The organism is Vibrio intestinalis, assembly GCF_025195085.2.
In the GTDB taxonomy this organism is placed as follows: Bacteria; Pseudomonadota; Gammaproteobacteria; order Enterobacterales; family Vibrionaceae; genus Vibrio; species Vibrio intestinalis.
The window spans coordinates 1-21230 of record NZ_JANAVY020000023.1 but is presented as its reverse complement, the minus strand read 5'-3'; the positions used below and the strand labels follow the sequence as shown (position 1 = coordinate 21230).

The window sequence follows — 21230 nt, the reverse complement described above, 5'->3', positions numbered from 1 at the left end:
CGGGTGATAAAGTTTCAGCAAGTAAGTAAGGCTTACCGTGGAGGTCGACAAGCGCTACAGAAAGTCGATTTTCATTTACGTCGTGGTGAGATGGCCTTCTTAGGCGGCCACTCCGGTGCGGGTAAAAGTACCTTGCTTAAGTTGATATGTGCCATTGAGCGCCCGACTGATGGGCGAATTAGCTTTAATAGCCACGATATTACTCGTATTCCTGCGAAAGACATTCCGCTGCTGCGTCGCAACATCGGTATTGTTTTTCAAGACCATCGCTTACTGATGGATCGAACCGTGTTTGATAACGTGGCTCTGCCAATGCGTATCGAATCAATTTCTGAAAATGAAATTAAGCGCCGTGTATCGGCGGCGCTGGATAAAACCGATTTGCTCGATAAAGCCCGCTGTTTGCCAAGCCAGCTTTCTGGTGGTGAGCAACAGCGCGTTGGTATTGCTCGTGCAGTCGTGAATCGTCCTACCTTACTATTGGCCGATGAGCCGACAGGTAACTTAGATCCGCAACTATCCAGTCGCGTGCTTAAATTGCTTGAAGAGTTCAATCGTGCGGGCGTGACCATTTTGCTCGCAACCCACGATGTGAACTTAGTGAATACCCGTCCTCAATATCGTCATTTGGAATTGAATCAAGGCTTTTTAAGTGAGGTGCAAGACTGTGGCCGCTAATACACGCAATAGAAAAGCTACCCAAAGCAAAGGGGCGAACCGAGTAAAGAAAGACGGTTTCTTTGCTATTCATTTCAAGCAGGCGCGCGCTTCCCTATCGGAGCTGCTTTCTCGCCCGTTAGGCAACTTACTTACTCTTGCAGTGATTTCAATGGCGCTTGCACTGCCTGCTTCGTTGTATTTGCTGGGCAAGAACATAGCGGTGGCTTCAAGTGATGTTACCAGTCCGGCGCAAATCAGTGGTTACATTAAGCAGCAAACACCAGAGCCACGCATCATGGTGTTGAAAGATGAGCTTGAGAGTTTAGATCAGGTATCAGCGGTGGAATACATTTCTCCGCAACAAGGACTTGCTGATTTAAGTGAATACTCAGGTTTTGAACAGGCCATTTCATTATTAGATGATTACGCGCTACCTGGCGTTCTTATCATTACACCAAGTAGTGATGATAAGTCGGTTATCCGCAGTTTAGTTACCAAAATGGAAAGCGAAGATGAGATTTCTGATGTTCGCATGGACGAAGATTGGCTAACTCGACTCGATGCCATTAAAAATCTTGTGGTTGGCATTGTTGCAACGCTATCGGTGTTAATGCTCGGCTCGGTATTTTTAATTGTGGGCAATACGCTGCGATTTAACGTATTAGCTAATAAAGATGAAATCCAAACCATGAAGCTGATTGGTGCAACCGATGGCTTTATTTTACGTCCTTACTTGTACTCAGGAATGTGGTTTGGCTTGCTAGGCGCCGTCACAGCTTGGATTCTTACAGCGTTAATCACAATTCTGCTTAATAGCAGTGTTGAACAATTAGCACTTCTGTATGATAGCCGCTTCAGGTTAATTGGCTTGAGTTGGGATGAATCTTTATTGCTTCTGATGCTTGGTACTTTCATTGGTTGCCTTGCTGCAAAAGTCTCTGCTCAGCGTCATCTAAAAGAAATTGAACCTGTCTAAACTCGAGCTGTCGAATTTTGACACAAACGAGACTTGCAAAAAGTAGACGCTACCGTATACTTTTTTGCTTGTATAGACGTTTTGTTTATGCATAATTACTTTCCCTTGCTTGAAACCTGTTCATTTTAGGTTCAAGATTGTTGGGCTAAAACACCTACTCCAGATCAGAGATTGATGAGGAATTGAATGACAAACCAAGCGTATCCAATGGCCGTTGTCTCCCAAGATAGCTTAGACAGCTACATTCGTTCAGTGAACAGCTACCCAATGCTGACGATTGACGAAGAGAGAGATTTGGCTGAGCGATTACATTACAACAGTGAAATTGAGGCAGCTAAAGGCTTGATCCTTTCGCACCTTCGCTTTGTTGTGCATGTGGCTCGCGGTTACTCAGGTTACGGTCTGCCAATGGCTGACTTAATCCAAGAAGGTAACATTGGTCTAATGAAAGCGGTGAAACGCTTCAACCCAGAAGTGGGTGTACGATTGGTCTCTTTCGCTGTTCACTGGATCAAAGCTGAAATCCATGAGTATGTGTTACGTAACTGGCGTATCGTGAAAGTGGCGACCACTAAAGCGCAGCGTAAATTGTTCTTCAACCTACGTAAGTCTAAAAAGCGTTTAGGTTGGTTCAACAACGGTGAAGTAGAAACCGTGGCGCGTGAGTTAGGTGTAGAACCATCAGAAGTACGTGAGATGGAGTCTCGTCTTGCGGCGCAAGATCCTACCTTCGAACTAAGCTCAGATGATGACGATAGCGGCACAGCAAGTTCTGCCCCGATGCTTTACCTAGAAGATAAAGCGTCTGATGTCGCAGAGAACGTAGAAGCAGCCAACTGGGAAGCGCATACCAATAACCGTCTAGGCCATGCATTAGCGAGCCTTGATGAGCGCAGCCAACATATTGTTCGCTCTCGTTGGTTACAAGACGACAAAGCGACACTGCAAGAGCTAGCAGAAACCTACAATGTTTCGGCAGAGCGTATTCGTCAGCTAGAGAAAAATGCGATGAAGAAGCTGAAAGTAGCCGTAGGCGAATTCTAAACTCTAGCCTCGAAAGAACATCAAAACCGAGATCAAATGATCTCGGTTTTTTTATGTCCGATCGAAAATTGCGATCCGTTTGCGCAACAAAGCCTGTGTATAACTCTGTGGTAAATTTCTTGGTTAGATGTCAGAAAGCAGGGTGAATAAAGGGGTGAAGCGTGATTATCAATTGGGGATATTATGATTCTTACACACATAAAAATAAGGATCATCACTACATCTTGTGGATCGAATTGTTACCAAACACTTTATCAACGTAATCCACAAACTTATCCACAAATGGTGAAGAAGTGATCGCAAGTGGATAACCTTAGTCTCGGCGTGTACTTGTCGGGCACTGGATAGGTTACAATGACGGCAAATAAACCTTTCACTCCAAACCGCTGAACCTGTGTGTAAAGAGAGTGTCTGAACAAAAAGAGAAAGTAATGGACCAGTTTCAACATATCGATGTCTTAGCAGCGCAGGCGCTGTTAGATAGAGGCGAGGCGCGAATGGCCGATATCCGCGATCCTCAATCATTTGCCACCGCACACCCAGAGCGTGCGTTTCACCTGACTAACGATTCGATCGTTGGGTTTATGAATGAGGTGGAGTTTGACCAACCAGTACTAGTGATTTGTTACCACGGCAATAGTAGCCAAGGCGCTGCTCAGTATCTGGTTAACCAAGGCTTTGATGAAGTGTATAGTGTTGATGGTGGCTTTGAGGCTTGGCAACGCGCTGGGCTACCTATCTCAACCAAATAGAGCAGTATAACCATGATTAGATTGATTACCTTAACTCAGCCAAGAGTGGCTCAGGCGTTTATTGACTATATGGCATCGCGCCAAATAGAAGTGAAGATGATGCCTGAAGGTGGTGGTCAATTTACCTTGTGGTTATTAGACGTTGAGCAGCAAATCGAAGCAGAAGCCGAGCTCAAACATTTTCTCGATAATCCGAATGACGCTAAGTATCAGGCTGCATCATGGGATATGGCGGAAACTCGTCAAAATCATTTCAAATACAGCTCACCAAGCATGATGACGATGATCAAAGCCAAAGCTGGCCCGTTTAGTCTATTGAGCATGGCGTTGTGTATTGGCATTTTTGTTTTGCAGCAAGTGGGTTACGGTGAAGCGGTATTTAGAGCGCTGCACTTTCCTGCATTTGCAGGGCAAGAGTGGCAGCTTTGGCGCTGGCTGAGCCATGGCCTGCTGCATTTCTCTATCATGCATATTGCCTTTAACTTACTGTGGTGGTGGCAGCTTGGTGGTGATATTGAGCAGCGACTAGGCACAGGCAAGCTGGTGCAATTGTTTATCTTCTCCGCAGCATTGTCAGGTATTGGCCAATACTGGGTTGAAGGGGCAAACTTTGGTGGCTTATCTGGTGTGGTGTATGCCTTAGTGGGTTACACATGGTTAATGGGTGTTAGAGCGCCGCAGTTTGGCTTATCAATGCCTAAGCCTGTGTTTGGCTTTATGATTGCTTGGCTAGTGCTAGGTTATATTCAGCCGGTGATGGCGATTGCCAATACCGCGCACCTTGTCGGTTTGATTGCGGGCCTATTGGTCGCGTTATTCGACAGTTCGAGAAAGTAATTTAGTGCAGAACTAAAAAAAGCGGCTTTAGCCGCTTTTTTCGTTTAGGTGGTCTGTTTTACTGATAGAGATATTTGGTAAACAGTAAATCAGCAATGATGGTTTTACCGGTTTCTGGTAGCAAAATAGAGTTCAGATGTTCGACCAAATGTTTACGTAAGTCTTCACGCCCTGCGAGTGACTTAATCGTATCTTCAGTTTGTTTGCCAAGCAGTTCGATGACTGCATCACGAATCAAAGGTTGGTGCAGTTCGATAAGAGGCAAGTCAGTATCGTTTGCCACCATGATGTCTATACGCACTTGGATATAGCCCAGTTGCTTACCTTTGGTGTAGAAGTTGGTCGTTAAGTCAGGCTCTAGAGTAAAGTACGCCAGCTTAGGTGCCCCTTCTTCTTGAGCAACTGATGGCACAGCAAGCAAGATGGCGAAAGCGGCAAATATTTGGACTATGTAACGTTTAAACATATTTCTAACTTTTCTTTGTTCGGATCGTGATACTCGAATCGCTTGAGTCTTGTTACAATAGAGCATCTATTTGTAATGAATTCTTGTTATCCGCTATTGAGCAGTTAACACGACAGATTGAGGCTTTATTGTACGATGATAAAGCGACTTATTGAATACTAATATGAATCAAATGATTACGCTTTATTTATCGGCGCTACGCAATGTTGAATGGCAACAGCCTGATAAGTTTAGCTTTCCTTCCCAGATTGCGGAAAAATGGTTGTTAGAACAGGGCTCGCTGTCACGTTTATTGGAAACTTGTTGTCAGCAATTGAACGTAGATCTATTTCATAACCATGTTGTTCCAGCAAGCGAGTTGGATACACAGGAACAAGCGCTGTTAGGCAGTGAAAGCTGTCTATTACGAAAAGTAGTGTTGAAAGGCGATGATGCGCCTTGGGTATTAGGGCGCACCTTGATCCCAAATTCTTCTTTGATTGATCAACCTTACGACTTATCTCAGCAGGGTGAGATACCACTTGGGCTAACCGTGTTCAGTTCAGACAATGTGAAGCGTGATGCCTTGCAAGTAGGCTGGGCTGAAACCGAGCATGGCTTGTGTTTGGCGCGTCGCTCACGTTTGTGGATGAATGATAAACCTATGCTGGTGGCTGAATTATTTTTGCCTGACGCGCCTATTTACTCTAAGGAGAGAGTATAAATGACCACAGCTAAAGCAATCGCATATTGGCAATTGATGCGTATGAACAGGCCGATTGGTAGCCTGTTACTGCTATGGCCGACAATGTGGGCATTGATCATTGCAGCAGAAGGAATGCCACGCTTGGACGTGTTGGTGGTGTTTGTGCTGGGTGTGTTTTTAATGCGCTCAGCGGGTTGTGTGATTAATGACTTTGCAGATCGTAAAGTGGATGGTCATGTTAAGCGTACCCAACACCGACCTATGCCTTCAGGATTAGTGTCGGCTAAAGAAGCAATTGCGTTATTTGTCCTATTAGCAGTAGTCTCTTTTGCACTCGTACTGAGCATGAATGCCCTGACTATTCAGCTGTCATTTATTGGTATTGTGCTGGCCTTTATCTACCCATTTATGAAGCGCTATACCCATCTCCCTCAGCTGTTTTTAGGCTTAGCGTTTAGCTGGGCGATTCCTATGGCTTGGGCTGCACAAGCGAATGAACTGCCGCCTGTGGTGTGGTTTCTATTTGCGATGAATGCTTTATGGACCATTGCCTACGATACCCAATATGCCATGGTCGATCGTGACGATGATTTGAAAATTGGTATTAAGTCGACGGCGATTTTGTTTGGCCGCTTTGATAAGACCATTATTGGTGTGTTGCAGCTTGTGACTGTAGCGATGTTGATTGGTTTAGGCTCCTACTTATCTTTAGGCGCGAGCTTCTACTGGAGCGTATTGGCTGTAGGAGCCTTGTTTGTTTTCCAGCAGCATTTGATTCGTCATCGTGAACGTGACTTATGCTTCCAAGCGTTTTTAAACAATAACTACGTCGGTATGATTATCGCGTTGGGTTTACTTATCGCTTATTGGTAAGTATTCCGTTAAAGCGGAAATAGCAGTAAAACAAAAGGCACTCAATGAGTGCCTTTTTAGTCTGTATCGAAAAGAGTTGTCGTTAGTCTTCTGAGCAATCTTCTGTTGCTTGGCAGACGCTCTCTTTAATGGTTAAGCGCACTTCTGGATAAAGCATCGAGTATAGTAGCTCAGCCAAATCGAGCGTTTTAGCCGTATCGCAGTTACCATCATTGTCTAAGTAAGCTTGCTGTTTTAGCGTTGCAAACAGCGACGCAAATACACCTTTGTCGAAGAACTCTGGTGCATTGATACCATGTAGGCGACCAAGACGCTGAGCAATTTCTTGGCTCTTTTTCTCTAGATCAGATTTACCTAGCTCAGGATTCTTAACCAATAGGTTTAGAGCAATTGAGTAACGTTGCAGAGTTTCGCTAATCGTGCGGCCTAGAAGCACCAGCACTTGAGTGTTGCTCTCATTAATAGTTACCTGATCGTTCTCAATAGCGATATGACCTTGGCGAGCAAGCTCTTGTAGGTAGCTTTCGACGACTTCATCTAAACGCTCTTCATCCACACTCAAGAACAGTTCTTGCTTTAAGAACGGAACTACTTTGGCGACGTTACGTTTAACTTGCTCCACACTCATGCGGTGCTGACGAACCAGCATTTGCGCAATCAATGACGGAATCGCAAATAGGTGGATGATGTTGTTGCGGTAGTACGTCATCAAGATTGACTGTTCACGATCAAGCGAGACAATCTCACCGATGCTGTCGCGTTCCATGACAAATTTGTCGAGTGATTCCGCGTGTTTCACTAAAGACTCTGCATCTTCATCTGGCACTGTGAACGTTCCAGAGTAAGGTACTTCTTTCAGTAGTGATAGGTAGCAATCAATCTGCTGCACTAAGCTGTCGCGAGAAAGCGCACGTTGACGCGAAGCCAGTAGCGCCGTTGCGCACAAGGTGAGTGCGTTAGCTGCTGCGGCATCATTAATGTGCGTCATCATCTTAGTCGCAAGACCATTCACAACCGGTGACAACCATTGTGGCTTCGTTGCCCCCATAGGGTCGATGTCTTTAGTCCACTCTGGCGCGTGCTCGTTTAAGTAATGGTTCAGCGGGATTGGCTCACCAAAGTTAACGTAGCCTTGGCCAAAGTTGCGTAGCTTGCGGATGGTGCGCAGCACAAGGCCAGCGTTTTCTTTTTCTTTGCGTTTACCACGCAGTTCTTTTGCGTAAGTGCCGACTTCCATTACGTGCTCGTAACCGATGTAGACAGGCACTAAAGTCACTGGACGGTTTAGGCCGCGAAGCATTGCCTGAATGGTCATTGCGAGCATGCCGGTTTTCGCTTGCAGTAAGCGACCAGTACGAGAACGACCACCTTCGCTGAAGTATTCGACTGAATAACCTTTAGTAAATAGCTCTGCAAGATACTCACGGAAAATAGTCGAATAGAGTTTATTGCCTTTAAAGCTACGGCGAATAAAGAACGCACCGCCACGACGGAAGATAGGACCCGCCGGGAAGAAGTTTAAGTTAATACCGGCGGCAATATGCGGCGGTACCATGCCTTCATGGTAAAGCACGTAAGACAGCAGTAGATAGTCCATGTGGCTACGGTGACAAGGCACGTAAACAATCTCATGACCATCTTGTGCTAAGCGACGCACAGTTGCTGCATTGTTGATGTTTAAGCCTTGGTAGATTCGATTCCACAACCAACCAAGTAGGCGATCGCCATTTTTGACTAATGAGTAAGAGAAATCTGCGGCAATCTCATCCATGATGTCTTGCGCTTCTTTACGTGCTTTCTCTAGTGAGATGTCTTTAGTTTTTGCTTCATCTTCAATCGCTTTTTCAATCGCTTTTGATTTCATTAGGCGGTTGAACAAAGCTTGACGGCTAGGCAGGTTAGGGCCAGATGCGGCCAGCTTTTGGCGTGAGAAGTGGATGCGAGCCACACGCGCCAGTTTATGCGCGATAGAAGCGTCAGTACCGTGCGAGTTAGCCATGTAACGCAGTGATACCACAGGGCTAATACGCACCAAACAATCACGGCCAGCTAGTAATACAGCTTTGGCTTTTTGTGGGCCATTGAGTGATTGTAGATAGTTAGTACGCTTGTCTTCTTTACCCGGCTTACGGCCCCAAAGGACAGTGGCAGGGATAACCTGTACATCAAGTTCCGTGTCGTCTTTATGCAGCGCCAGCAAATCAGAAAATAGCGCGATAGATTCTGCCGGTACGTCTTGATCGTCACCCATTACAGTTTGGCGTGAAGAGGTAAAGACGTAACGGTTAAAGCTCTTACCGTTAATTTCGATTGGCTCTAAAGGATCAGGTAGACCAAGCTTAATGACTTGTTTTTGTAAGCTTAATAGATCAACACTAGAGCGATAAGGTAGTGCATAGATGATGGGCTTGTTAACATCAATGCTATGATCTTCAATTGGGTTTGAAGGAATAGCAGTTCCCTTCACTAGGACTGACATTGGCAGTTTCAATAGTGAGCGAGATAGAGAGCGTCCAGAAGACATAAAGGTTCTTTGCCTCAAAAATAGGTAATAAGCATAAGCACATTTCCAATTCTTTAAGTGTAGAAGTGGGGATGCGCCCAAGCAGTTATTTTTTTCGGCTGCAAGGATAACAGAAACTGGTCGAACCTTTTAATGCTAATTGAGTATGAAAACGTCAATTTCCCTACAACGCAGTCATCACCGCAAAAATAAATGAGAACACAACGTGCCACAAAAAACAGTCCATGGTTTAAAACGTATCATTAATGCCACACGCTATTCTTGGCAAGGTTTGAAAGCCGCGTTTAAAAGTGAGCCCGCCTTTCGTGAGGAAATTGCACTGGCGAGCATCATGCTGCCATTGGCCTTTTGGCTAGATGTTTCTCAAGTTGAACGGATACTATTAGTCGCGACCGTGGTGTTGGTTTTAGTCATGGAGTTAGTCAACAGCGCGATTGAGGCAGTCGTCGACCGCATTGGGACTGAGCAACACGAACTGGCAGGCAAGGCGAAAGACATCGGCTCAGCGGCGGTGATGCTCACCATGTTACTTACCGGATACACATGGTTAGAGATAATTGTGTTCTGATTTTGCTAAGCCATTAAAAAACCATCAATTCGCTTTTCATTTGCTCACTTACTGGATATACTCACAGTTAACTGTATAAAAAGACAGGTGACTTATGAAGCCGTTAACGCCCCGCCAGCAACAAGTATTTGATTTAATCAAAGGCAAAATTGAAGATACAGGCATGCCACCAACGCGTGCTGAAATTGCAAAAGAACTTGGTTTCCGTTCAGCTAATGCTGCGGAAGAACACTTAAAAGCGCTTGCGCGTAAACAAGCGATTGAGATCATCCCAGGTGCATCTCGTGGTATTCGTATCTTGCTTGAAGATGCTGCAAACGACGATCAAGGCTTACCTTTGATTGGTCAGGTTGCCGCAGGTGAACCTATCTTGGCCCAAGAGCATGTTGAAGCTCATTACCAAGTTGACCCTGGCATGTTTAAGCCACAAGCTGACTTTCTTCTGCGCGTTAACGGGGAGTCAATGAAGGACATCGGTATTATGGACGGTGACCTACTGGCGGTGCATAAAACTCAAGATGTGCGTGACGGCCAAGTGGTTGTTGCTCGCGTGGACGAAGATGTAACGGTGAAGCGTTTAGAGCGTAAAGGCGCGACAGTACTACTGCACGCTGAAAACCAAGAGTTTGAACCAATCAAAGTTGACCTGACTAGCCAACACCTTGCGATTGAAGGCATTGCAGTCGGTATTATTCGTAATACGGATTGGATGTAAGCCTAAATCGACAGCATTACAATAAATGAGAGATGATATCTATTCTCATTAGCTTGTTTTTGTAATTGATATTCATTATCATCTTTTTTCTGCCTATGGAAGGAAGATGATAATGGCCTCCTCTCGTCAAACCTCAAAGCAAAGCCACTTAAAACATGGCTACCAAATACCTGCAAACCTTTTGCAGCCTTTGTGGTTGCGCAGTCGAGAGAGCCTCGTAGACGATGGCCTCGTCTATGATCCTATTGCAGCAACAGCATGTCAGCGCTGTCAGCTCGCCCCTGAATGCTTATCTGGTGATATCGACCAAAAGCAGCTTCTTCACGCCACACTAACCCAACTCTGCGATGAGCAGGTAAGTGCATTTATCGCGCGTAACCCTGATGGTTGGATTCTCAATGTGGGTGCAGGTTTAGATACTCGCTTCTATCGGGTAGACAATGGCCGCTGTCATTGGCTTGAACTCGATGTCACAGAGAACCTGCTTTGGAGGCAAAAGCTTTTCCACAAAAGTGAGCGATACCACCACAAATGCGGCAGTGTCGAAGATCTTGCTTGGTTAGATGACTTACCGGTTCCTGAGAAAGCGCCGCTCCTGATTGTATGTGAGCATGCTTTATTAGATTGCGATGAGCCAAGGGTGGCTAAATTCATTCAAGCGCTAGGCCGCCATTTTGATAGTGCACGTGCTTGTATCGTACTTGCAGGCGACTTAACCAATACCAAGCTTGGGCAGAAGATGGGCTCAGGCCAATACGCTCATGGCTACAATGCTCCGGGTGATTCTGTGTTACGTTATTTACCGTGGGCGCGCTGGGCGAAAACTTACTCTCCGCTTGATAAACACTGTGGCCGTTGGAAGTTATGGCAACGTTGGGTCAATAAGTTTATTAAAGTTAAACAAAGATTCACTCCGGTAGTGGTTCAGCTTCGCTGGTGATCCAGTTACACTTTGCGCTCAAATTGATTAAAGAGTAGCAACGTGCAAATCTTCCAAACCCTTTCAAATCGAGCAATGCATAAGCAAGTGTTGTTGCTCGCGATTCCAATGGTGCTATCCAATATCACGGTGCCTCTACTTGGTTTAGTGGATGCTGCTGTGATTGGGCATTTGGAGCACGCTTGGTATTTAGGTGGCGTGGCCTTAGGTAGCACTATGATCAGTGTGACGTTTTGGCTGCTCGGCTTTTTACGCATGTCTACCACTGGCTTAACCGCTCAATCGTTTGGGGCAAAGAACCCACATCAACTTGGCCTTGTGTTCACTCAAGGTATGGCAATGGCGATGGCTTTTGCCGTGCTATTTTTAGCCTTGCATTCGTTTATTGCGGATTGGGTTTTCTCTTTCAGTGATGCCAGTGAACAGGTTAAATATTACGGACAGCAATACTTCACCATTCGCGCTTGGAGTGCACCGGCGGCATTGGCGAATTTTGTTTTACTTGGTTGGCTGCTTGGAACGCAAAATGCGAAAGCGCCAATGTGGATGGTGATCATCTCCAATGTCACTAATATCGCGCTGGATGTGTTGTTCGTGATCGGGTTTGGCTGGAAGGTTGAAGGTGCAGCATTGGCCTCAGTGATCGCCGACTACTCAGGTTGTGCCTTTGGCTTATGGTGCGCAAGTCGAATTTGGATCAAGCAAAATATCCCGTCGATTGTAAGCCTACTCAAAGATACATCGAATGGCCTGCTACGTTTTGTAAAACTCAACCGCGATATCTTTTTACGCTCGCTTTGTTTGCAAGCGACGTTCACCTTTATGACCTTCCAAGGTGCGAGCTTTGGCGATGATATTGTTGCAGCAAATGCGGTGTTAATGAGTTTCTTAATGATCATCTCCTATGGGATGGATGGCTTTGCTTACGCTATGGAAGCGATGGTCGGTAAAGCGATTGGTGCGAAGGATAAACAGCAGTTAAACCAATCTCTAATAGGGACGTTTTTTTGGAGCTTCATTATCTGCGCGGGGCTGACCTTTGTCTTTGCTTTGGCGGGATCGCAGATGATCAGTCTGATCACCGATATTCCATTAGTGCAATCGAAAGCAATGGAGTATATGCCGTGGCTGGTGGCGATGCCGCTAGTTTCTATGTGGTGCTTCTTGCTAGACGGCATTTTTGTTGGTGCAACGAAAGGGCGTGAGATGCGTAATGGTATGTTTGTCGCCACCAGTAGCTTCTTTGCTATTTTCTATTTGGCTGCTGGTTTGCTCAGCCAAGGCCAACAAAACCATGCATTGTGGTTGGCCATGCTCAGTTTTATGGCGATGCGCGGTATCACGTTGGCGGTCGTATTTATGTATCAATGGAAGCGACAACGTTTCTTCGCCTAATAGAGTAGGCAGGTAACTCACAATGAAATAGGCCACTCAATTGAGTGGCCTATTTGTTATTCGCATTGACCAAGTAAGTTAAAATAGGCGATTAAGCCCATTAAGCGCTGCAACACGATACGCTTCAGCCATAGTCGGATAGTTGAACGTGGTATTGACGAAGTATTCGATGGTATTGGCTTCCCCTTTTTGTTCCATGATGGCTTGACCGATATGAATGATTTCCGCTGCGCGTTCGCCAAAACAGTGGATGCCTAAAATTTCTTTGCTTTCACGGTGGAACAGGATTTTTAAACTGCCGATGTCTTTACCCGCTATCTGTGCGCGAGCCAGATGTTTGAATGAAGAACGCCCCACCTCATAAGGTACTTTCGCAGCTGTGAGCTCTTGTTCGGTTTTTCCGACAGAGCTGATTTCAGGAATAGTGTAAATCCCAGTAGGAATATCTTCGATGAGATAATTGTCCGCTTGGCCTTTGGTTATGGCTTGTGCGACAAAACGGCCTTGGTCATAAGCCGCGCTAGCAAGGCTAGGGTAGCCAATCACATCGCCGACGGCGTAAACATGATCAGTCTCGGTTTGATAGTTGCTGTTTACTTTGAGTTGGCCGCGAGAATCCCCCTCTAAACCAACGGCAGAAAGATTCAGTTTGTCTGTATTACCAGTTCGACCATTGGCATACAGCAGGCAGTCGGCACGCATTTTTTTGCCGGATTTTAGATGAATGATCACGCCATCTTCAGTGCCTTCGATTTTTTCATAAGTCTCATCGTTACGAATAATCGCACCGCTATTCCAGAAGTGGTATGAGAGCGCATCAGAGACTTCATTATCGAGAAAAGACAGTAGGCGATCTCGCGTATTGATAAGGTCAGTCTTAACCCCTAAGCCACGGAAGATAGAGGCATACTCACACCCAATCACGCCAGCACCGTAGATGATGATATGGCGCGGGTCATGTTTCAGGTTCAAGATGGAGTCGCTGTCGTAGATACGCTCATGTAAGAAGTCGACATCGTCTGGTTGATAGGGGCGAGAGCCTGTTGCGATAACAAATTTATCTGCGCTGTAAATCTCTTCTGTGCCATCAGATTGGGTTACCGCGACTGTGTATTTGTCGGTAAAGCGAGCTGTTCCAAAGATTAAAGTGCATTCGTTACGGTCATAAAACCCTTGGCGTAAGCGAGTTTGTTTATCGATCACTGACTTAGCATGGCCGAGGATATTGGAAAAGGTAGAATGCAGGCTAGAGTTGTTGTGGCAAAAAAGCGGGTTGTTGTTGAATTCTATAATGCGGCTAACAGCGTGTCGTAGCGCTTTCGATGGTATGGTGCCCCAGTGCGTACAGCCACCGCCAACACTGCTTTCTTTCTCGATGATGGCGACGTCTAATCCTGCTTTGGTTAACCCCATTGCAGCCCCTTCACCGCCGGGGCCACTCCCGATCACGATGACATCAAAATGATTGCTCTCGGCCATGACACTATCCTTGTTATATTGTTTTAACATTGCTTTAGCGCTATTTTAACTAAATTGTCTGTTTGGTAAATCTCGGTACTATCAGACAGTCGAGCTGATCACGTGAAGATGGGTAAAAATACGCTATCGTCAGGTTTCAGCTCTCTAATTCAAGCTGAAATGATTGAAAAAGCCGTTGATGCGCGTTTTATTGCCGCTGGTGGATGAAAGCTATTGGCTGTTGAGTGTATATTAGGGTTTGGTAAGTCAGTTGAACCAATCAAGAGAAGTAGAAATTAGAATATGAAAACCATGGGAATTCGCGCACAGCAAAAAGAAAAAACGCGCCGTTCTTTGATTGACGCTGCATTCAGTCAATTAAGTGCAGACCGTAGCTTTTCTAACTTGAGCCTACGAGAAGTCGCTCGAGAAGCGGGAATTGCTCCAACCTCATTTTATCGACACTTTAAAGATATGGATGAGCTAGGATTAACCATGGTGGATGAAGGTGGCTTGTTACTGCGTCAACTAATGCGTCAGGCTCGTCAACGGATTGTCAAAGAGGGAAGCGTGATACGCACCTCGGTAGAAACCTTTATGGAGTTCATCGAAAGTAGCCCGAACGTTTTTCGCTTATTGCTTCGCGAACGTTCAGGAACCTCATTTGCTTTTCGTACTGCTGTGGCGAGAGAGATCCAACATTTTGCCGCAGAACTGACCGAGTACTTGATCAGTACCGGAATGAGCCGAGATGAAGCCTTCACACAAGCAGAAGCATCGGTAACCTTAGTATTTAGCTCAGGTGCTGAAGTTTTAGATCTCGATCGACGTGAACGAGAAATTCTCGCTGAACGATTGATCATGCAATTGCGAATGATAGCCAAAGGGGCTTATTGGTATCGCAAAGAACGTGAACGTAACCGACTAAGAGGCGGAATTGATTAATGTCTAATGAAAATAATCCAGTTAATCGTGGTTCTGAGAAAAAAACACTGGTACTCGCGCTAGTTGCAGGTATGTGTAGTGATGCGTTGCTGTCGTGGCTAACGATGAGTGAAGTGGGTTTCTCAATTTTCCCTATCATTGCTCTAGTACTCGCTGTTCAGGCGTTGTACCAAGAGTACCTTAACAACCCAGTATCGGAAGATATTCCTTTGGTAGGCTTAGCCTGCTTCTTTGTTGGGGCATTTGGTCACTCAGCATTTATTAAAGCGGCGCATCCAGATTCAGGCTCCAACTTCTTTGCGATCCTTGTTTCCATGCTGCTGATGCTATGGATTGGTAAAAAGCTTGGCTATATGTCGAAGGCAGAACAAGTCCAAGACGAAAGCTAAACTTAATCAGAATAAAAAAACGAGCCAAATGGCTCGTTTTTTTGTTTTCTACAAAGTCGTATTTGACGATGCTTAAGCTTTACGCTCAAGCATGACGCCTGCTTCCATATGATGGGTATATGGGAATTGGTCAAACAAAGCAAAGCGAGTCACGTTGTGTGTTTCACACAATACGTCCAAGTTTTCTTTTAGTGTCTCTGGGTTACAAGAGATGTAAACAATGCGCTCATAACCTTGCACCATCTTACAGGTGTCGATATCCATACCCGAGCGTGGTGGATCAACAAAGATGGTATTGCAGTTGTAGCTCTGCAAATCGACGCCAGCATCTTTCAGGCGTCGGAACTCACGCTTACCTTCAATCGCTTGGGTGAACTCTTCAGCAGACAGTCGTAGGATTTGTACATTATCGATTTTGTTCGCGGCAATGTTGTACTGCGCAGATTCAACCGATGGCTTCGCCAGTTCGGTAGCCAGTACGCGGTTGAAGTTTTGTGCCAGCGCTAGTGAGAAGTTACCGTTACCACAGTAAAGCTCTAGTAGGTCACCTGTGCTGTCTTGAGTACAGTCGATAGCCCATTCAAGCATCTTAGTCGCAACCTTACCGTTTGGTTGAGTAAAGCTGTTTTCTACTTGTTGGTAGATGTATGGCTTGCCGTTGACATCAAGCTTTTCAACCACGTAGTCACGATCAAGCACAATCTTCATTTTACGAGCACGGCCAATCAGGTTGAGGTTAAAGCCCTCATCGTTTAGGCACTGCTTAAGTGCTTTTGCTTCTGTTGTCCATGCTTCATCTAACTGACGGTGGTAAAGCAGAGAAACAAGGATTTCACCACTTAGCGTTGATAGAAAATCAACTTGGAACAATTTGCGACGCAATGTGTCGTTTTGCTTCATTGCATCCATCAGTAGTGGCATCAAATCGTTGATCAGACGGCTTGCTGCTGGGAATTGGTCTACGCGGTACTTTTCACGAGTCTCTTGGTTGAACATGATGTAGTACATGTCGTCACCTTCGTGCCATACGCGAAACTCTGCACGCATACGGTAGTGCTGCTCTGGAGATTCAAACACTTCCAACTCTGGCACATTGTATTCAGTGAACATGCCAGTAAGGCGTTCAACCTTTTCAGCCAGTTGCTGTTGGTAGCGTTGTGGATTTACATCAAGAGTCGCCATAGTAATAACCTTTGTATGGTGCGTTTAATTTAAGAGCGCAGATTTTATTCAATCCTAACGGTATGTCCAGTTTTGCACGATAAATAGTGTCTGATTCTGCGCACAATATGAATTACAGATGAAATGAAGGTATTGATTCGCTTCCGAGCTTTGTGGCGCAGCAGCTATCAATAACTTGAATGTCACCCAGCATAGCGTTTCAGCCTGACACAGTTTTTTACCGAGAAAACGATAGCTTAGACGATTATTCGCTAGACAGTCAGTTAACAACTTTGTAGCATTCGCTCTCGCTGGTGTTATTTAGATCACAAAAATAACGCAATAGGGAATCTGGTGTGAATCCAGAACTGACGCGCAGCGGTAAGAGAGAACGAACGCTCAAGAGACACTGCATTAGTTTATGTGGGAAGTCGAGTTAGTAGGTATGTAAGCCATACGCTCTTAAGTCCGAATACCTGCCAGCAATGAGCCAAAGCAGTGGTCTGTATTTGATGGCTCATAGGAATTTACGCGACTTAGGATACGACAATGAACAAATCAATTTTAGCGGTGGCCGTGGCGTCGCTGCTTCCTTATGCCCCTTTCACACAAGCACAGCAATCATCAGCCGATGAAACCGTCGTCGTGACGGCAAACCGTTTTGAGCAAGTAGAAGGTAAGAGCCTATCAAACATAGAGGTTGTTACTCGCCAAGACATTGACCAAATGCAAGCGAAAACGTTGCCAGATGTTCTTCGTCGTTTAACAGGTGTTCAGGTTACTCAAAATGGCGGACGCGGTCAGCTCGCCTCCCTATATGTTCGTGGCACCAATTCAGACCAAGTTCTGGTACTTGTTGATGGAATCCGATTTGCTCGAGCTGCAAAAGGATCAGTCGATTTTAACCAGATCCCTTTAACTTATGTTCAGCGAGTTGAGTATGTTCGAGGCGCGCGCGCATCTTTGTATGGTTCGGAGGCTATAGGTGGTGTAATTAACATCATCACAATTGCACGAGCAGAAGATGAAGGTACTAAAATGAGCGCGGGTCTTGGTAGCTTAGACTATCAAGAGTTAAGCCTAGCATCTGGTATCAAAATTAGTGAAAGTGGTCAGTTAAATTTCGCATTAGGTAGGGAGTCTGATGAGGGCTACAATGTAAAACCAATCGAGGGCTTGAATGACGGCGACCGTCATGGCTTCGAAACCGTAAATGGTTTATTAGGTTATGTTCATCAATTTGACCAGCATTGGTCTGCTTATCTCAATGTCAGAGCTTACGATAATGTTTATCAGTATGACACGAGTAGTTCGAGTCGTGGGACTCATGGTTATTCTGAGGCGCAGAAAGATAACCTTGCATTGACGGCGGGTGGTAAATATCAGTCGCAAAAGCTTGTATCTGAGCTGCTCTATACAACCCAGAAGCAGAAAGAGTGGAATTACGTTCAATCAGAAGGCAAAGATTCTGGTTCTATAGGAGAGTTAGATCAGCAGAATGTTCAATGGACCAATAGTTGGCTCTTCACTGAAAGTGTTATTCTGGCTGGTGGCCTAGATTGGCGAGATGAGTCTTATACAGATAAAAATGCCAACGAGACATTTGACCGTTCAAATGTGGCCGCGTTTGGTGTACTGACAGCTCAATTTGATGATGCTTTATTTGAAGGTAGCCTGCGCTTTGATGACAACGAAGAATTTGGTGAAGAGTTTACCTATAGCCTAGGCGCGGGTTATCAGTTCATTCCACAATTTGGTTTGAAAGCTTCATTTGGAACTGCATTTAAAGCGCCAAACTTGTATCAGCAATACGACCCTTATTACGGAACAAAAGATCTTAAAGCGGAAAGCTCAGATTCATGGGAGCTGACTTTTGAAGGTGAAGTTCAACAAGTTAATTGGTCAATTACTGGATATGATTACAAAATTAATGATTTGATTGATTGGTCACCAAGTGGGTATGAAAATCTTCAGGGAGAGACTCACATTCAAGGTTTAGAACTTGTTGCTGAGTTTGGTACAGGTATTGTGTACCACCAATTAAGCGCTGACTTTAAAGACGCAGAAGATTCAGAAGGCAATCAGCTAAGTCGCCGAGCTGAAGAAATGTATAAGTGGAACGCACTGGTAAGCTTTGAAGCGATTGATTGGTCTATTGGTTATCAATATGTCGGAAAGAGGCCTGACGGAAGTGAAGAGTTGTATTCTTACTCTTTGGTCGATACAGCAGTAAGTTACTACGCCAATGAGTCAGTAACTATTAGTGCGAGAGTAGATAACTTGCTTGATAAAGAATATCAAACAGCAAGGGGCTATCCAGCCGCTGAACGCTCTTACTACTTGAATGTAAGCTATCAATTCTAATTTAAAGCCGCCTTCGGGCGGCTTTTTACTACAAAACATCATGCAAAAGAAAAACGTCATTATCAGTTGGTCGAGCGGTAAAGACTCGACTTTAGTGCTTGAGCGCTTAATGGAAGACTCTTCATATAATGTGGTTGGCTTATACACCACTTATGTAAAAGATGAAGTGCCGTTTCAAGCAACGCCTATCCCAGTATTACAGATGCAGGCCGACTTGCTTGGTTTACCTCTTATTCTTATTGAACTGCCAGAAGTGTTTCCAGCAAACCACATATATCAATCGCGTATTGTCGAGGCATTGAAAGCCAGTCAGTTAAAGATTGATGCCGTTGCATTTGGCGATATGTTTTGTAATGGCATTGAGCAGTACCGAAGAAGCTATATAGAACCAGCAGGCTGGCAAGCCGTCTTCCCTTTACTTGGTGAACCAAGTGATAGCCTCGCGAAAGAGATACTAGAGCGAGGTATTAAAACCTTGGTGGTGACAACCGATGGTAAGCAAATAAGCTCCGACTACTGTGGTAAATGGTACAGTGCGGAATTCTTATCTAGTTTACCAAGTAGCGTCGACCCATGCGGGGAAGATGGTGAGTTTCATACTCTAGTGACGCAAACTCGTAGCTTTAATGGCCGTATCGAGTTGCAAGCGACCCATCTAGATGTTGGAGAACGCTTCACGCACCAAAGATACACCGCGAAAGCATTGCCAAATACAAATCGAAGGGTATGATTTGCTCCATCTTAATTAGTGGAATAACTCAGTGTCGCAGCAAGCCAAAGTATTAATCTTTGATTCAGGAGTCGGTGGACTATCGGTTTATCAAGAGATCGAAGCAAGACTCCCACAGTTAGATTACTTCTATATCTTTGACAATGCCGCGTACCCTTATGGTGAGTTAGACCACCAAACACTATTAGCTCGCGTAAATCGTTTAGTGCTTAATATGGTTGCAAAGCACCAAATCGACTTAGTCGTTATAGCTTGTAATACCGCAAGCACCATTGTGCTGCCATCTCTTCGTGCTGAGTTGTCCATCCCTGTCGTTGGTGTCGTACCTGCTATCAAGCCTGCGTCTAATCTGGCCAACAAAGCCGTTGGCCTTATCGCAACACCTGCGACCATCAAGCGCGAATATACCCACGAACTGATCCGTGACTTTTCTCAAAGCAAACCAGTTGAAATGTTGGGTTCAACTCGACTAGTCGATATGGCTGAAGAAAAGCTACGCGGTAAAGCGATTAACATTGAAGAGCTGACCTCATTGCTAGCGCCAATTCAAAATAAAGTTGATGTCGCAGTATTAGGGTGCACTCACTTCCCTCTTATAAGAGAAGAAATTCAGGCCGTCCTCGGTGATCAAGTTTTGCTGGTGGATTCTGGTGAAGCAATTGCTCGTAGAGTGCAAGAGCTATTAGCGATTAAAGAGACGGAACAAGAGAAGGGAGGAAGGGAGATTTTTTCAAGTGCTCCCCCTTGGGAAGAAGGAGCCTTGAATCAAACATTGCAATTACTTGGTTTTAGTTCGGTCAATCCCTGTCAGATTGAGATTTAGGATCATTAGCAATACGAACCTTTAGTGTTCGCTGCATATAATCTTGCTCATTTAACCCCTCAATAGCAGTTGCTGCGTCAGCGGCTGCCATGACCACAAAACCAAAGCCTCTTCTTTTACCAGTGCGTTTGTCTTTCATTAAGCGTACTGCGAAAACCTCACCATGTTTAGCAAACAACTCTTTTACGTGAGACTCATTCGCCTTATATGGCAAGTTACCCACATATAATGTTTTGGTGGCTGGATCATTAATTGGTGTGGAGACTGTTGTCGTATCGGAAAATTTAAAAACAAAAGCGGTAACAACAACACCAATAACAAAACTTACAGCGGGTGAAATGGAAATCTGCGAAAAGGCAATTCCACCCAGTACAGCTAATGCGACAATCATTAAAGTCGATTTATTTGAACTCATATTGGAATACTACTTCTTAGTCAGAGAAATAAAGGTATCTACATTTAACAAAATAGACACACGGATCTTACGTATATGGTTGGTGTTTTTCCAATTCATTGATGTGACATGACTCAAATGTTGAAATTTTATTCTATTTAAGGCGATTTGTTTTCTTTTTGTCCAAACAAAAATTATTTTGCAAAAAACACTTGTCATAAATCTGAGGCTCCCTATAATGCGCCTCCATCGACACGGAGTGAGACGAAAGTCACAAACCGATTCGGTTGAGAGAGAAAAGAAAGTTTGAAAAAATGCTTGACTCTCAAAACGGGAAGCGTAAGATACGCACCCCTAACGACGAGGCGCTGAGCGCAACGGAAGTTAGAAAAAGCTCTTTAAAAATATAGACCTATCAATCTGTGTGGGCACTCGTTGATGATAATCCAATTAGATAGCTTAGCTATCAAATTAGGTTTCAATGAAACGAAGTGACCATTGAGTCGAAAGACTCAGCACAGTCAATTCAAA

21 protein-coding genes and 1 riboswitch are annotated in these 21230 nt (G+C 44.9%); of the genes, 16 read left to right on the top strand and 5 right to left on the bottom strand.

Annotated elements, in window-relative coordinates; translation table 11 throughout:
- The first annotated feature begins 3 nt into the window (after positions 1-3).
- From ftsE to glpG, 5 genes are all read left to right on the top strand, one after another.
- A complete protein-coding gene (gene ftsE, locus MU515_RS19080) occupies positions 4-678 on the top strand; it encodes a cell division ATP-binding protein FtsE (protein WP_260261991.1) in 675 nt (224 codons plus the stop codon).
- Positions 668-1636, top strand: a complete 969-nt coding sequence (ftsX, locus tag MU515_RS19075) for a permease-like cell division protein FtsX (RefSeq protein WP_260261990.1) — start codon at positions 668-670, stop codon at positions 1634-1636. The genes ftsE and ftsX overlap by 11 nt, the downstream gene beginning before the upstream one ends.
- A gap of 186 nt (positions 1637-1822) precedes the next feature.
- The gene (gene rpoH / locus MU515_RS19070) at positions 1823-2680 is read left to right on the top strand and encodes an RNA polymerase sigma factor RpoH (RefSeq protein WP_260261989.1); all 858 of its coding nucleotides are present in this window, start codon (positions 1823-1825) and stop codon (positions 2678-2680) included.
- 431 nt (positions 2681-3111) lie between these two features.
- A complete protein-coding gene (glpE, locus tag MU515_RS19065; protein ID WP_260261988.1) occupies positions 3112-3432 on the top strand; it encodes a thiosulfate sulfurtransferase GlpE in 321 nt (106 codons plus the stop codon).
- A 12-nt stretch (positions 3433-3444) separates the two neighbouring features.
- Entirely contained in the window at positions 3445-4269 is an 825-nt protein-coding gene (gene glpG, locus MU515_RS19060) for a rhomboid family intramembrane serine protease GlpG (protein ID WP_260261987.1), read from the top strand.
- 58 nt (positions 4270-4327) lie between these two features.
- Here the strand turns inward: glpG and MU515_RS19055 are convergent, their stop codons facing one another.
- Positions 4328-4735 (bottom strand): flagellar basal body-associated protein FliL, encoded by a 408-nt coding sequence (locus tag MU515_RS19055; RefSeq protein ID WP_260261986.1) that lies wholly within the window; start codon positions 4733-4735, stop codon positions 4328-4330.
- A gap of 163 nt (positions 4736-4898) precedes the next feature.
- Between MU515_RS19055 and MU515_RS19050 the strand changes: the two genes are divergently transcribed.
- Both MU515_RS19050 and ubiA read left to right on the top strand, forming a co-directional pair.
- Positions 4899-5438: a chorismate lyase gene (locus tag MU515_RS19050; RefSeq protein ID WP_260261985.1), complete on the top strand. Its 540-nt coding sequence runs from the start codon at positions 4899-4901 to the stop codon at positions 5436-5438.
- On the top strand, positions 5439-6293 hold the full coding sequence (gene ubiA, locus MU515_RS19045) for a 4-hydroxybenzoate octaprenyltransferase (RefSeq protein WP_260261984.1): 855 nt from the start codon (positions 5439-5441) through the stop codon (positions 6291-6293). It abuts the gene before it with no gap.
- 82 nt (positions 6294-6375) lie between these two features.
- Here the strand turns inward: ubiA and plsB are convergent, their stop codons facing one another.
- Positions 6376-8817 carry a glycerol-3-phosphate 1-O-acyltransferase PlsB gene (plsB, locus tag MU515_RS19040; protein ID WP_260261983.1) on the bottom strand — a complete coding sequence of 814 codons (2442 nt, stop codon included), beginning with the start codon at positions 8815-8817 and terminating at the stop codon, positions 6376-6378.
- Positions 8818-9022: 205 nt separating this feature from the next.
- Between plsB and MU515_RS19035 the strand changes: the two genes are divergently transcribed.
- The 4 genes from MU515_RS19035 (at position 9023) to dinF (ending at position 12435) form a co-directional block, all read left to right on the top strand.
- Positions 9023-9385 carry a diacylglycerol kinase gene (locus MU515_RS19035; RefSeq protein WP_260261982.1) on the top strand — a complete coding sequence of 121 codons (363 nt, stop codon included), beginning with the start codon at positions 9023-9025 and terminating at the stop codon, positions 9383-9385.
- Positions 9386-9479: 94 nt separating this feature from the next.
- On the top strand, positions 9480-10100 hold the full coding sequence (gene lexA / locus MU515_RS19030) for a transcriptional repressor LexA (protein ID WP_260261981.1): 621 nt from the start codon (positions 9480-9482) through the stop codon (positions 10098-10100).
- 112 nt (positions 10101-10212) lie between these two features.
- Entirely contained in the window at positions 10213-11040 is an 828-nt protein-coding gene (locus tag MU515_RS19025) for a class I SAM-dependent methyltransferase (protein WP_260261980.1), read from the top strand.
- Between the two features lie 75 nt (positions 11041-11115).
- Complete coding sequence (gene dinF / locus MU515_RS19020) at positions 11116-12435, top strand: MATE family efflux transporter DinF (protein ID WP_260262027.1); 1320 nt, start codon at positions 11116-11118, stop codon at positions 12433-12435.
- A 78-nt stretch (positions 12436-12513) separates the two neighbouring features.
- Here the strand turns inward: dinF and sthA are convergent, their stop codons facing one another.
- Positions 12514-13944, bottom strand: a complete 1431-nt coding sequence (gene sthA / locus MU515_RS19015; RefSeq protein ID WP_260261979.1) for a Si-specific NAD(P)(+) transhydrogenase — start codon at positions 13942-13944, stop codon at positions 12514-12516.
- 252 nt (positions 13945-14196) lie between these two features.
- Between sthA and fabR the strand changes: the two genes are divergently transcribed.
- Both fabR and MU515_RS19005 read left to right on the top strand, forming a co-directional pair.
- Positions 14197-14838: an HTH-type transcriptional repressor FabR gene (fabR, locus tag MU515_RS19010; RefSeq protein ID WP_260261978.1), complete on the top strand. Its 642-nt coding sequence runs from the start codon at positions 14197-14199 to the stop codon at positions 14836-14838.
- Positions 14838-15227, top strand: a complete 390-nt coding sequence (locus tag MU515_RS19005) for a YijD family membrane protein (RefSeq protein ID WP_260261977.1) — start codon at positions 14838-14840, stop codon at positions 15225-15227. Before fabR ends, MU515_RS19005 begins: the two co-directional genes overlap by 1 nt.
- Positions 15228-15299: 72 nt before the next feature.
- Here the strand turns inward: MU515_RS19005 and trmA are convergent, their stop codons facing one another.
- The gene (trmA, locus tag MU515_RS19000; RefSeq protein ID WP_260261976.1) at positions 15300-16409 is read right to left on the bottom strand and encodes a tRNA (uridine(54)-C5)-methyltransferase TrmA; all 1110 of its coding nucleotides are present in this window, start codon (positions 16407-16409) and stop codon (positions 15300-15302) included.
- Positions 16410-16684: 275 nt separating this feature from the next.
- A riboswitch (cobalamin riboswitch) is annotated at positions 16685-16886 on the top strand.
- 51 nt (positions 16887-16937) lie between these two features.
- Between trmA and btuB the strand changes: the two genes are divergently transcribed.
- Genes btuB through murI form a run of 3 tightly spaced genes read left to right on the top strand, consistent with a single transcriptional unit; the run spans position 16938 to position 20305 of the window.
- Positions 16938-18752, top strand: coding sequence for a TonB-dependent vitamin B12 receptor (btuB, locus tag MU515_RS18995; RefSeq protein ID WP_260261975.1), 1815 nt, complete (start codon positions 16938-16940; stop codon positions 18750-18752).
- A 40-nt stretch (positions 18753-18792) separates the two neighbouring features.
- Complete coding sequence (locus MU515_RS18990) at positions 18793-19482, top strand: Dph6-related ATP pyrophosphatase (RefSeq protein WP_285892504.1); 690 nt, start codon at positions 18793-18795, stop codon at positions 19480-19482.
- Positions 19483-19513: 31 nt separating this feature from the next.
- On the top strand, positions 19514-20305 hold the full coding sequence (gene murI / locus MU515_RS18985; protein WP_260261974.1) for a glutamate racemase: 792 nt from the start codon (positions 19514-19516) through the stop codon (positions 20303-20305).
- Here murI and MU515_RS18980 read toward each other — a convergent pair.
- Positions 20280-20720: an RNA recognition motif domain-containing protein gene (locus tag MU515_RS18980; RefSeq protein WP_260261973.1), complete on the bottom strand. Its 441-nt coding sequence runs from the start codon at positions 20718-20720 to the stop codon at positions 20280-20282. The two genes, murI and MU515_RS18980, sit on opposite strands and share 26 nt — an antisense overlap.
- Positions 20721-21230 lie beyond the last annotated feature (510 nt).

Bases quoted from the DNA above. Each gene is read 5' to 3' on its own strand.
- MU515_RS19055 (WP_260261986.1), bottom strand. From the start codon at position 4,735: ATGTTTAAACGTTACATAGTCCAAATATTTGCCGCTTTCGCCATCTTG.
- ubiA (WP_260261984.1), top strand. From the start codon at position 5,439: ATGACCACAGCTAAAGCAATCGCATATTGGCAATTGATGCGTATGAAC.
- MU515_RS19005 (WP_260261977.1), top strand. From the start codon at position 14,838: ATGTCTAATGAAAATAATCCAGTTAATCGTGGTTCTGAGAAAAAAACA.
- btuB (WP_260261975.1), top strand. From the start codon at position 16,938: ATGAACAAATCAATTTTAGCGGTGGCCGTGGCGTCGCTGCTTCCTTAT.
- sthA (WP_260261979.1), bottom strand. From the start codon at position 13,944: ATGTTAAAACAATATAACAAGGATAGTGTCATGGCCGAGAGCAATCAT.
- MU515_RS18990 (WP_285892504.1), top strand. From the start codon at position 18,793: ATGCAAAAGAAAAACGTCATTATCAGTTGGTCGAGCGGTAAAGACTCG.
- rpoH (WP_260261989.1), top strand. From the start codon at position 1,823: ATGACAAACCAAGCGTATCCAATGGCCGTTGTCTCCCAAGATAGCTTA.
- glpG (WP_260261987.1), top strand. From the start codon at position 3,445: ATGATTAGATTGATTACCTTAACTCAGCCAAGAGTGGCTCAGGCGTTT.
- MU515_RS18980 (WP_260261973.1), bottom strand. From the start codon at position 20,720: ATGAGTTCAAATAAATCGACTTTAATGATTGTCGCATTAGCTGTACTG.
- plsB (WP_260261983.1), bottom strand. From the start codon at position 8,817: ATGTCTTCTGGACGCTCTCTATCTCGCTCACTATTGAAACTGCCAATG.
- MU515_RS19050 (WP_260261985.1), top strand. From the start codon at position 4,899: ATGAATCAAATGATTACGCTTTATTTATCGGCGCTACGCAATGTTGAA.
- trmA (WP_260261976.1), bottom strand. From the start codon at position 16,409: ATGGCGACTCTTGATGTAAATCCACAACGCTACCAACAGCAACTGGCT.
- MU515_RS19025 (WP_260261980.1), top strand. From the start codon at position 10,213: ATGGCCTCCTCTCGTCAAACCTCAAAGCAAAGCCACTTAAAACATGGC.
- lexA (WP_260261981.1), top strand. From the start codon at position 9,480: ATGAAGCCGTTAACGCCCCGCCAGCAACAAGTATTTGATTTAATCAAA.
- glpE (WP_260261988.1), top strand. From the start codon at position 3,112: ATGGACCAGTTTCAACATATCGATGTCTTAGCAGCGCAGGCGCTGTTA.
- fabR (WP_260261978.1), top strand. From the start codon at position 14,197: ATGAAAACCATGGGAATTCGCGCACAGCAAAAAGAAAAAACGCGCCGT.
- dinF (WP_260262027.1), top strand. From the start codon at position 11,116: ATGCATAAGCAAGTGTTGTTGCTCGCGATTCCAATGGTGCTATCCAAT.